11 protein-coding genes are annotated in these 11,427 nt (G+C 69.1%); 6 read left to right on the top strand and 5 right to left on the bottom strand.

What is annotated here, in order from left to right; all coding sequences use genetic code 11:
• Window positions 1-87 precede the first annotated feature (87 nt).
• Entirely contained in the window at window positions 88-753 is a 666-nt protein-coding gene (locus tag B2869_RS06775) for a DNA alkylation repair protein (RefSeq protein ID WP_292764184.1), read from the bottom strand.
• A 130-nt stretch (window positions 754-883) separates the two neighbouring features.
• Between B2869_RS06775 and B2869_RS06770 the strand changes: the two genes are divergently transcribed.
• Window positions 884-1,312, top strand: a complete 429-nt coding sequence (locus B2869_RS06770) for a YciI family protein (protein WP_292764181.1) — start codon at window positions 884-886, stop codon at window positions 1,310-1,312.
• A 24-nt stretch (window positions 1,313-1,336) separates the two neighbouring features.
• Window positions 1,337-2,635, top strand: a complete 1,299-nt coding sequence (locus B2869_RS06765; protein ID WP_292764178.1) for an RNA polymerase sigma factor — start codon at window positions 1,337-1,339, stop codon at window positions 2,633-2,635.
• 79 nt (window positions 2,636-2,714) lie between these two features.
• Here the strand turns inward: B2869_RS06765 and B2869_RS06760 are convergent, their stop codons facing one another.
• Together B2869_RS06760 and B2869_RS06755 are read right to left on the bottom strand one after the other, a co-directional pair.
• Window positions 2,715-2,987: a GlsB/YeaQ/YmgE family stress response membrane protein gene (locus tag B2869_RS06760; RefSeq protein ID WP_021198885.1), complete on the bottom strand. Its 273-nt coding sequence runs from the start codon at window positions 2,985-2,987 to the stop codon at window positions 2,715-2,717.
• Window positions 2,988-3,155: 168 nt separating this feature from the next.
• Entirely contained in the window at window positions 3,156-4,082 is a 927-nt protein-coding gene (locus B2869_RS06755) for a Bax inhibitor-1/YccA family protein (RefSeq protein WP_021198884.1), read from the bottom strand.
• 90 nt (window positions 4,083-4,172) lie between these two features.
• Between B2869_RS06755 and B2869_RS06750 the strand changes: the two genes are divergently transcribed.
• The gene (locus tag B2869_RS06750; RefSeq protein ID WP_029258589.1) at window positions 4,173-5,159 is read left to right on the top strand and encodes a glycerophosphodiester phosphodiesterase family protein; all 987 of its coding nucleotides are present in this window, start codon (window positions 4,173-4,175) and stop codon (window positions 5,157-5,159) included.
• 23 nt (window positions 5,160-5,182) lie between these two features.
• On the opposite strand, the gene B2869_RS06745 is transcribed toward B2869_RS06750, so the two are convergent.
• Both B2869_RS06745 and B2869_RS06740 read right to left on the bottom strand, forming a co-directional pair.
• Window positions 5,183-5,644, bottom strand: a complete 462-nt coding sequence (locus B2869_RS06745; RefSeq protein ID WP_292764173.1) for a hemerythrin domain-containing protein — start codon at window positions 5,642-5,644, stop codon at window positions 5,183-5,185.
• A 54-nt stretch (window positions 5,645-5,698) separates the two neighbouring features.
• Window positions 5,699-6,097, bottom strand: a complete 399-nt coding sequence (locus B2869_RS06740) for a YccF domain-containing protein (RefSeq protein WP_021198881.1) — start codon at window positions 6,095-6,097, stop codon at window positions 5,699-5,701.
• 89 nt (window positions 6,098-6,186) lie between these two features.
• Between B2869_RS06740 and B2869_RS06735 the strand changes: the two genes are divergently transcribed.
• From B2869_RS06735 to B2869_RS06725, 3 genes are all read left to right on the top strand, one after another.
• Complete coding sequence (locus B2869_RS06735; protein ID WP_021198880.1) at window positions 6,187-7,146, top strand: ABC transporter ATP-binding protein; 960 nt, start codon at window positions 6,187-6,189, stop codon at window positions 7,144-7,146.
• Window positions 7,143-8,162: an ABC transporter permease gene (locus B2869_RS06730; RefSeq protein ID WP_021198879.1), complete on the top strand. Its 1,020-nt coding sequence runs from the start codon at window positions 7,143-7,145 to the stop codon at window positions 8,160-8,162. Before B2869_RS06735 ends, B2869_RS06730 begins: the two co-directional genes overlap by 4 nt.
• A 261-nt stretch (window positions 8,163-8,423) precedes the next feature.
• Window positions 8,424-11,427, top strand: a 3,004-nt coding sequence (locus B2869_RS06725; RefSeq protein WP_292764164.1) for a lamin tail domain-containing protein, incomplete at its 3' end; no start/stop codon positions are given.

Genomic DNA, 11,427 nt, shown 5'->3' with positions numbered 1-11,427 from the left:
GCCTGACCGCGTCGCCTGACCGCTCCGGTCGCACTTTCTGTCGCCTCACGGCGGCCCGCGCGGCAGGAACTGCGACCGGAGCGTGATCTAGAGCAGCTTGAGCGCCTCGCGGCGGGAGAGCGGCGACAGCTCGTGCGACTCGACGAAGGCTCGCACCCACGCCGGGTCGGTCTTGCCGAGCTCGCGCAGTGCCCAGCCGATGGCCTTGCGGATGAAGAACTCGGTGTCGGCGAGGTTCGGTTCGATCACAGTGGCGAGCAGCTCGCGGTCGGTGGCACCTCTGCGTCCGAGCTGGGAGATGATGCTCGCCCGGCGCACCCAGAAGTCGTCGTCGCGCGACCACGTCCGCAGCACCGGCGTCATCTCGGCAGGGTGCGCATCGAGCGTCTCGGTGAGCCGATGCGAGACCTCGTCGACGTGATCCCACCACGCTCCTGTGCGGATCATCTCCTCATGCACATCGAGCATGTCGAGTCGGGCTCGCACCGGACGCAGAGTCATCAGAGCACTGGCGGCGTAGCGCTCCTCGCGAAACGCCGCCTCCCGCCACAGCACGAGTGCCGTACCGCGCAACACCGCCGTATCCGTCACCTCGCGCGCGAGCCCACGCGTCACGGCTCGCACCCCGGGAACACGTACGCCGAGGAAGGGCAGCGCCGACTTCATGTACGCCTGCTGCGCGGGTGCCAGCTCCGGATCGGCCTCATCACGGAGCGCGGATCGGATGCTCTGCACGAGGTCTGCGGCGGTCACGGGAGCGAGTCTACGACCGCCCCGAGAAGTTCTTCAGAAAGAATTCCGGGATGATGTCGATCCGAGTCGTTCCCGTTCGACGTCATTGATGAGAGGGTCGAGAGACGGCCCTTCGAACAAGGAGAACATCATGAAGTTCATGCTCATCATGCGCGCGACCGACGAGGCCGTCGAGGCCTACAAGGACATGCCCTTCGAGCAGGTCATCGAGGCCATGGGCAAGTACAACGAGTCGTTGATCAAGGCCGGAGTGCTCGTCGCGGGCGAGGGCCTGACCGATGCGGCCGAGGGTTTCGTGGTCGACTTCAGCACCGAGAAGCCGCTCATCACCGACGGCCCCTACGGCGAGACGAAGGAGTTGTTCAACGGCTTCTGGATCATCGAGGTCCCCACGCGCGAGGAGGCAGCCGAGTGGGCCAGCCGTGCGCCTCTCGGCGCCGGCTCGTTCCTCGAAGTGCGTCGCGTGACCGGCGTCGAGGACTTCCCGGCGGACAACGAGTGGATCCAGAAGGAAGAGGGCTGGCGCGAGGAAGCAGCTCAGCGCGCAGCACAGCAGTGATGGCACAGCAGTGATGGCACAGCAGTGACGGACTCTTCCCCATACAGCGAGACGGCGCGTTCCGCTCCCGATACCGGGTCTGCGGAGCGCGCCGTCGCCGCCGTGTGGCGCATCGAGTCCGCCCGCATCGTCGGAGCTCTGACGCGCATGGTCGGTGACTTCGGCCTCGCGGAGGACCTGGCTCAGGAGGCGCTGGTGGATGCGTTGCGGCAGTGGCCGGTCGACGGCGTCCCGCGCAACGCCGGGGCCTGGCTGACCGCGGTCGCGAAACGCAAGGCCATCGATCGGTGGCGTCGACAGGAGCGTCTGGACGAGCGGGTCGCCCTTCTCGCACACGACCTGGAGCAGGAGCAGCGGGAGGGGCGAGACCTGCTGTGGGACCCGGACGCCGTCGACGATGACGTGTTGCGTCTGATCTTCATCTCCTGCCACCCTGTGCTCTCGAAAGAGGCGCAGGTCGCTCTGACGCTGCGGGTGGTGGGTGGGCTTTCCAGCGAGGAGATCGCCCGCGCGTTCCTCGTGCCGACCGCCACCGTGCAGCAGCGCATCGTGCGGGCGAAGAAGACGCGCTCCGCCGCCGACGTCCCGTTCGAGGTGCCTTCCCGCGAGGAGCGTGCGCCGCGTATCGGTGCGATCCTGGGCGTGCTGTATCTGATCTTCAACGAGGCCCACGCCGCGAGTAGCGGGCCCGACTGGATGCGCCCCGAGCTGAGTGACGAGGCCATCCGTCTCGGGCGCGTGCTCGCCGCGTTGATGCCGCAGGAACCCGAGGTGCACGGCCTGCTGGCGCTGATGGAGCTGACGGCCGCGCGATTCGGGGCGCGCGTGGATCGACACGGCGACCCGGTGCTGCTGGCCGATCAGGACCGTCGGCGCTGGGATCGTGGCCGCATCTCGCGTGGACGTGCATCGCTGGCGACCGCCGATGCTCTCGGACGCGGGCGCGGTGCCTACGGGCTGCAGGCGGCGATCGCCGAGTGCCATGCCGTGGCGGCGTCTGTCGAGGAGACCGACTGGGAACGGATCGTGCTGCTCTACGAGGCGCTCGGGCGGCTCGCTCCGTCGCCGGTGGTCGAGCTCAACCGGGCGGCCGCGGTGGCGATGGCGACCGGGCCGGCGTCCGCTCTGCTCATCATCGACCGGCTGTCGAGTTCGGGCGCCTTGCGCGGCTACCACCTGCTGCCCGCGACACGCGGCGAACTGTTGCGTCGGCTCGGGCGCGAGGAGGAAGCCCGGAGCGCGTTCACCGTCGCCGCCGGACTCGCCGGCAATGATCGGGAGCGATCGCTGCTGGAGCGGAAGGCACGAGGGGCAGAGAAATGACCCGCCCCCTTCGGGTGCACGAGGCATCCGATGGGGACGGGCATCAGGGTGACGCGCGTGGCGTCGACGGCGGGTGCCGTCAGCTGCGCGCCTTCTGGCCGCGACCGGCGATCAGGCCGTAGATCAGGAGCACGATGATGGAACCGGCGATGGCGAGGAGCCAGGTGCCGAGGTCCCAGAACTCGGTGAGCGGACGGTTGAGGATCAGACTGCCGAGCCAGCCGCCGAGCAGTGCGCCCACGACGCCGAGGAGCAGCGTGATGAACCAGCCGCCGCCCTGCTTGCCGGGAAGGATCAGCTTGGCGATGGCTCCGGCGATGAGGCCGAGAAGAAGAAAGCCGAGAAAACTCATGGTCAGCTCCTGTGGATCGGGAGCCCCGGGGTGCCGGGGCTTCTGATATCCAGACTGCCGACATCGCTGCTCGAGTGCCAACCCCTTGCGCACACACGCCTGGATGTGCGAAGAGGCCCGCCTCCCCAGGGGAGACGGGCCTCTCGACGTGGTCGGATCGGTTCGCGGTCAGTTGTTGCCGCGGACGATCGCGATGATGCGCAGGATCTCGACGTAGAGCCAGACGACCGTGACCATGATGCCGAAGGCGCCGAGCCAGCCGTACTTGCGGGGAGCGCCGTTGCGGACGCCCTGCTGGATCTGATCGAAGTCGAGCACGAGCGAGTACGCCGCCATGATGACGACGAGCACGCCGATGATGACACCGAGCGGGATGCCGAAGATGTTGGCGCTCAGCAGGCCGAAGGCCTGGCCCTGGGGCAGCACGCCGGTCCACATGAGGACCAGGTTCAGCAGCGAGAAGACCAGGTAGCCGATCATCGCGATCATGAAGATCTTCGTCGCCTTCTTCGACGCGCGGATCTTGCCGCTCGCGAAGAGAGCCAGGGTCACCCCGACGACCGAGACGGTCGCGAGCGTCGCCTGGAAGACGATGCCGGGGTAGATGACCTCGAAGAACGCCGAGATGCCACCGATGAAGAGGCCCTCGAACGCCGCGTAGGCGAAGATCAGCGCGGGCCGGACCTTCTTGCGCGACGTGAAGGTGATGACCATCGCGAGCACGAAGCCGCCGAGGGCGCCGACGATCCACGGCAGCATGCTGACGGGCGCGGGGTTGTACGGGTCATATCGCGGCACGTCCAGGCCGCCGAGCGTCAGCACCCAGCCGATCGCGGCGGTGACGAGCAGGATGCCGAACAGGCCGGCCGTCTTCCAGACCGTGTCCTCGACCGACATGCGGTCGGTCTCGATCGCTCCGGCCGGCGGGGCGGCGTACATGCCCTCGAGCTGTGCGTTGGCCGCAGCGTCCATCGCCCCGTGCTGGAGCGAGGCGTTCTGCGCGCCCTGGGCAGCCTGAGGTCCGCCCGGGTACGTCGCGACGTTGCGCGGGTCCTGCTGCTGGAAAGCAGGGTTGTTGAAAGCGAAGTTGCTCATTGGTGGGCCTCACTCCAAAGGGGGGTAGTAGGTCTCTTTCCTCCACGATACTCGGGAGGGCGCACCGCCGGGGTGTTCTACGCTGAGAGCGTGCCCAGGAAATCACCCCTCGTCATCGGGCACCGCGGTGCGCCCGGCTATCGCCCGGAGCACAGCCGCTCCTCCTATGAGCTCGCTCTCGCCATGGGGGTGGATGCGGTCGAACCCGACGTCGTGGCGACCAAGGACGGCGTGCTCATCGTGCGGCACGAGAACGAGATCTCGGGCACGACCGACGTGGCGGAACATCCGGAGTTCGCCGACCGCAAGACGACGAAGCGCGTCGACGGGCAGGCGCTGACCGGATGGTTCAGCGAAGACTTCACCTGGGACGAGCTGTCGACCCTGCGCATCCGCGAGCGGCTGCCCGAGGTGCGGGCGTCGAGCGCAAGCTTCGACGGCGCCCAGCAGATCCTGCGCCTGCGCGATGTGCTCGACATCGTGCGCGACGGATCGGCGGAGCATGGACGCGAGGTCGGCGTGGTGCTCGAGGTCAAGCACGCCACGTACTTCGCGAGCATCGGCCTGGACCTGGCCCCCCTCATCGACCGCGAGCTGCGCGACGCCGGATGGGCCGAGGGGGAGCTGCCGCTGGTGATCGAGTGCTTCGAGTCGACCGTGCTCGGGCAGCTGCGGGAACGCGAGATCTCCGCGTCGTACATCTACCTGATCGAGGCGTCGGGGCGTCCGTACGACCTCCTGGTGGCCGAGGGCACGCACGCCCGCACGTACAGGGAGACCGTCACCCCGGAGGGGCTCGACGCCCTCGTCGGACAGGTCGACGGCATCAGCGTGAGCAAGAAGATGCTGCTCGACCGGGGCAACACGATCGTCGCCGATGCGCATGCACGAGGTCTGCAGGTCTTCACGTGGACGTGCCGGCCGGAGAACGCCTTCCTCGCGGCGGAGTTCCGCGGCCGGGGTGGGCGCGGCGCCTACGGCGACTACGAGGCGGAGTGGGGCGTCATCGCACGTCAGGGCGTGGACGGCGTGTTCGTCGATCATCCGGATCTGGGCGTCGCCTTCTTCCGCAGCTGACGCGGTCGCGCAGGTCCGCGGCGTCAGAGCGGTCCGAGCACGCTCTGCACGTCGCTCTCGAGCATCAGGGCGCGCAGGGGCTCGAGGATCTCGCGTTCCTCGAAACGGAAGTGGGATTCCATGATCGCGGCGATCCCGTCGAGGTGACCGCCGATCGTGGTCGCATCGTCGCCGCGCTCGGCTGCACCCCGCAGCGAGGCGAGCAGGTGGGCGAGCATCGAGTGGTCCTGCATCAGCTTGTCGATGATCCCGCCGAGCTCCGGATGCTCCGCGCGCAGAGCAGGGAAGAGCTGCCGATCCTCGGCGCCGTGGTGGCCGTCGAGGGCGGCGCAGAATCCGACGCAGTAGAGCACGAGTTCCGATGTGGCATCGGGGACGTCCGTGCCCTGGTCGAGGGCGTCGCGCGTGGCGGCGAGGGCGGCACGCAGACGGGAGTGCGCCGACCGGAGCTCCTGATCCCAGGCGATCAGACGGGCGGCATCCATCGGGCCAGTGTAGAGGGGCTGGTGTGAATGGGGCCGGTGTCGGCGGACTCCCGCTCAGAGGGTGCGGTCGAAGGCACCGCGGCGGGTGGAGACGATCTCCTTGCCCAGCGGCATGAGCGAGATCGGGACCATCTTGAAGTCGGCGATGCCCATCGGGATGCCGATGATCGTGATGCAGAGCAGGATTCCGGACACGATGTGTCCGATCGCGAGCCACCAGCCGGCCAGGATCACCCACAGCACGTTGCCGAGGAACGACCCGACACCCGCGGTGGGCTTGCTGATGACCTCGCGGCCGAACGGCCAGATCGCGTAAGCGGCGATGCGGAACGAGGCGATCGCCCAGGGGATCGTGATGATCGGGATGCACAGCAGGATGCCGGCGAGGACGTACCCGAGGAACAGGGCCCAGCCGGCGAGGATGACCCAGATGATGTTGAGGATCGTGCGCATGAGCTGATTGTGTCACCCCTCTGCGGCCGGGCCTGAACATCCGCCCCGAGGTCCCGGAGGCGACGGACTCCGGATGCCAGACTGACCGCATGACCGGAATCGTGGTGCAAGACGTCAGCAGAGCGTTCGGGACGGTGCAGGCGGTGAGGGGCGCCACTCTCCGGGCCGAGCCCGGCCGGGTCACCGGCCTCGTGGGGCCGAACGGAGCAGGCAAGACCACTCTGCTGCTGATGCTCGCCTCCCTCCTCGCTCCCGACACCGGGACGATCAGCATCGGAGGCGTCGACCCCTCCGTCGATCCGCTCGCCGCACGACGCCTGCTCGGATGGATGCCGGACGCTCTCGGTGCGTGGCCGTCGCTCACCGCACGGGAGACCATCGTCACGACCGCCCGCCTGTACGGCATCGAGAAGCCGCAGGCCGCGGTCCGTGCGGAGCAGCTGCTCGCCCTCGTCGGCCTGACCGAACTCGCCGACTCCCCGGCCAAGGTGCTGTCGCGAGGGCAGAAGCAGAAGCTGGGCCTGGCACGCGCGTTGGTGAACGACCCGCAGGTGCTGCTCCTCGACGAACCGGCTTCCGGTCTCGATCCGGAGGCGCGGGTGCAGCTGCGGGTGCTGCTGCGCCGTTTCGCGGCGGAGGGGCGCACCGTGCTGATCTCGAGCCACATCCTCTCGGAGCTCGAAGAGGTCGTCGACGACGCGGTCTTCCTCGTCGCCGGTGCCGTCGTCGATGCCGCACCGGCGCGGAGCATGCTGCGCGCGTGGCGGGTGCGTCTCGCCGGTGCCACCGAGGATCGGATGAAGGCCGATGCCTGGCAGGTGGCCTCGAATCTCGGTATCGCCCCCGAATCCCTCTCGCAGGATCGTGGAGCGGTGCTCGTCGGATTCGAGGGAGAGGATGCCGCAGCACAGGCCCTTCGACATCTGATCGAGGCGGGGCTCCCGGTCGTGGAGTTCGCTCCGGCGCAGAACCAGCTGGAGCACACGTTCCTGAACCTGCATCATGCGACACCACCCCAGGCATCCACCGGAACGGAGGCGGGCGCATGAGCCTCGCGAACATCGGCATCATCGCCCGACTCGAACTGACCCAGCGCCTGCGCAGCGTGGGTTGGTATGTGCTGCTCGGGGTCTTCGCCCTGGTGCTGCTCGGGGTCACGGGGCTCTCGTTCGCCGTGTACTCCTGGGGCGATGCGGTCGGTGCCGGCGTCTACTCGATCGTCGTCAACATCGTGCTGCTGCTGGTCGTGCTGGTGTCGCCGACGCTCAGCGGCAACGCGATCAACGGGGATCGCGATGCCGCGACGCTCGCGGCCGTGCAGGTGACCGCCGCGTCGACCGGCGACATCATGCTCGGCAAGCTCGTCGCGGCCGTGGCGACCGGCGGCGCCTTCCTGGTGGTCGCGGTGCCGTTCCTGGCCCTGTCGTTGCTGGGCGGGGGAGCGAACCCGGCCGTGCTGCTCATCTCCCTGCTCGTGCTCGCGGCCGAGATCATCATCGTGGCCGCGATCGGAGTGGGGTTGAGCGGACTCATCGCGCGTCCGCTGTTCTCGGTCGCGACGACCTACCTGGTCGTCGCCGCGCTCGTGTTCGGAACGCTCATCGTGTTCGGACTCGGCGGCATGGCGGTGCGCAGCGAAGCGACCGTGTACTCGCGCCCGTACGACGCGAACGGCACGCCGGACTGTGATCGCTGGGAGGTGAACAGCACCCAGGATGTGCCTCGGTTCGATCTGGTGTGGTGGACGCTCGCCGCGAACCCGTTCGTCGTGCTCGCCGACGCGACCCCGACCGAGTACGCGACGGGGGGTTATCCCGTCGACATGTTCGGTCAGATCAAGTACGGATTGCGCAGCGCGCAGCTCTCGCCCTTGGAACAGCGCTGGGACGAGTGCGACCCCGGTGGCGGGTACCGCACACCCCAAGAGGTGATCGACTCGACGGTGCCGAGCTGGTTCGTCGGCCTGGGGGTGCAGATCGTCATCGCGGGTTCGCTGTTCGCGGGGGCATGGGCGCGCACGCGGACGCCGGCTCGCCGGCTGCCCCCGGGCACGCGCATCGCCTGAGGCTCTTCCCCTCGGGCACGTTCCGGTCGCACCACCCGCCGTTCCGGACGCTCTGATGCGGCGGCAAGTGCGACCGGGACGGGAACCGGTCGCGGCGAAGACGTGGGCAGCGGATGGCCACCTCCCGTTCATCTGCCGTGCACTCGGCGGATCCTCTGCGGCCACGTGGGGTCGGTGGTCTGGGCGGGTACCCGACTGAGTCCCCCTCCGGTCCGGCCCTGCACCCTGGGGTCTGCCGGCCCAGCCACCCAGGAGTCCTCCATGCCCCGCCTGCACCGTGCAGCGGCGGTCACGGCGGTGTGCGCCTTGAGCGCCGCCGCCCTGCTCGCCACTCCCATCGCCGCGATCGGCGACGACCCCGGCATCCGCCCGTCCGTGGCGACGTCGACCGCTCCGAGTCTCGTCCTGAACGAGATCGTCTACGACGACGCGGCGACCGGACTCGCCGACCAGGTCGAGATCTACAACGCCGGGACCGAGGTGGTCGATCTCGCGGGGTGGAAGATCGCGGACGAGAAGCGCGACACCTTCGGCGCGGCCCCGGATGGCACGTCGCTCGCCCCGGGGGAGTTCCTGGTGCTGGTGAAGGACGTCGACTTCGCGTTCGGGCTCGGCAAGGGCGACGAGGTCGTGCTCTTCGACCCGGACGGCACCGAGGTCGACTCCTATGCGTATGCGAACACCGCGCCGCTGTCGGTGTGGGCGCGCTGCCCTGACGGCACGGGTGCCTGGGCGCCGGCGACGCAGGTGACGCCCGGCGCTGCGAACGATTGCGAGGTTGCTCCTGTCGCCGGTTCCATCGTGATCAACGAGGTCGACTCGCAGCCGGCCGACTGGGTGGAGTTCTACAACCCCGGCACCGCTGTGCTCGACATCTCGGGCTACGAGATCCGGGACAACTCGGACGATCACCGCTGGCAGTTCCTCCCGGGAACGCAGATCGGCGCGGGACAGTTCCTCGTGGTCGAAGAGGGTACAGTCGGGGTCTCCGGAGGCGTCGAGGCCGCATTCCGCGAGCCGATCGGCATCGGCAGCGCCGACCGCATCCGCCTCTACGACACCTCGGGCGCGATGATCGACGACACGCTCCCGTGGCAGGGGCACGCGGCGATCGACGGCGACTTCGCCGCGGCCACCCTGGCGCGCTGCCCTGACGGCGTCGGCTCCTTCGTGCTCGCGCACCCGACCCCGGGCGCCACGAACTCGTGCGTCATGCCCGACGTCGTGATCAACGAGATCGAGTCGAACGGCGACACCACAGATTGGGTCGAGGTCGTCAACACCGGCAGCACGGCGGTGGATCTCTCCGGCTGGACCGTGATGGACAGCGACCCCGTCGGCCACGCTGGTGAAACCACTCCGTTGCCCGCAGGCACGATCCTGCAGCCCGGAGGCTACTTCGTCTTCGACCAGCCCACGAACTTCGTCTTCGGTCTCGGTAACGGCGATACCGTGACGATCCGCGACGCGAACGGCAACACGGTCGATGAGCACGTGTACGCCGCGCATGCCGCAGGGGTCCTCGCCCGCTGCGCCGACGGCACCGGCGACTTCGTCGACATCGCGGTCTCGACCAAGGGGCTGCGCAACGCCTGCGGCAACCCCGTGCGCATCAACGAGGTCGAATCCGACGGCGGCTCGCCCGACGACTGGGTGGAGCTCGTGAACCCGACGAGCACGGCGCTCGATGTGTCGGGCATCGTGGTGAAGGACGACGACGACACCCACGCGTACGCGATCCCGGCCGGAACCCTCCTCGGCGCGGGGGAGTACCTCGTGATCGAGCGGGCGCAGCTCGGCTTCGGCCTCGGCGCCGGCGATGCGGTGCGGGTGTTCGACGGCGACCTGCTCGTGGACGAGACCACCTGGGGTGCGGGCCACGCCGCCACCACCTGGGGGCGTTGCCCCGACACGAGCGGCGCGTTCGCCGTCACCGCAGCGCCCACGAAGGGCACCGCGAACGTGTGCCCCGGTGAGGTTGCCGTGTCGCCGTGGCCCGGCTCTGCCGAGGTGCGCGTGGTGGACGGCATCCCGACGTTCCTCGAGGACAGCTCGGGGCTCGACGTGCAGGAGACCGCCGACGGCGCGTTCCTCTGGGCGGTCGACAACGGACAAGGCCGTATCTGGAAGCTCGAGGCGCATGCCGACGGCTCGGTCGAGAAGGTCGACGGCTGGGATGCGGGCAAGCGTGTGCGCTTCCAGAAGGACGCCGCGAACCCGGGCGCCGCGGGCCCCGACACCGAAGGCATCACGGTCGACGGAGACGGCTTCGTCTACGTGGCGTCCGAACGCGACAACAGCGCCAAGGGCGTGAACCAGAACGTGGTGCTGAAGGTCGACCCCGAGGCCTCGGACGGCGATCTCGTCGCCCAGCAGGAATGGGATCTGACCGCGTTGCTTCCTGCCGTCGGGGCGAACCTCGGCATGGAGGCCGTGCAGTGGGTGCCGGATGCCGCGCTCGCCGGAAAGCTCTTCGACGACAGGACGGGTGCGGCGTACGACCCGAAGGACTATGCCGGACACGGTGACGGGCTGTTCTTCGTCGCGGTCGAGGACAACGGTCACGTCTACGCATTCGCCCTCGGGGCCGACGGCTCCGCGACGCTCGTGTCGGAGATCGCTCCCGGTCTCACCGGAGTCATGGCGCTCGACTACGACACCGTGCGCAACACCCTGTGGGCCGTGTGCGACGACGGCTGCCAGGGCCGCTCCGCCGAGATCACGCTGAACGGCACCGGGCAGCCGAGCCTCGTTCACTACGCCCGCCCTGCCGGGATGCCCGACATCAACAACGAGGGCTTCGCGACCGCGCCGGCCTCGCTGTCGGTCGATGGACAGCGCCCGGTGTGGTGGTTCGCCGACGGGTTCGCCTCCGAGGCGCTGCGCACGGGAACGCTGCCGGGAGTCGACGACGGCACCCCCGGCGGCGAGACCCCGCCGCTCCCCGGCACCGGCCTCGTCGACGACAATCGCCACGGTCTGACGGTGGACCCGTCGGTCGCGACCCGCGGGCAGAAGGTCACGATCACGGTCGGGGCCGGCGGCGCGGGAACGGACGTGTCGGTGTGGATGTACTCCGACCCGACGCGGATCGCGTCGGGGACGCTCACGGACGCGGGCACCATCTCGGTGACCGTCCCGGCGGACGCTCCGCTCGGCGCGCACAGGATCGCGGTGTTCGACGCGAGCGGCGCGCTCCTCGGTTGGGCAGACCTCCGCGTCGCGGCGGGTAACGGGGCCGGTGCCGGTGCCGGTGCCGGTGCCG

It is taken from the genome of Microbacterium sp. UBA3486 (assembly GCF_002377845.1).
GTDB lineage: Bacteria > Actinomycetota > Actinomycetes > Actinomycetales > Microbacteriaceae > Microbacterium > Microbacterium maritypicum_A.
The sequence above is the reverse complement of the archived record's forward strand: the minus strand, read 5'-3'. Positions and strand labels throughout refer to the sequence as shown.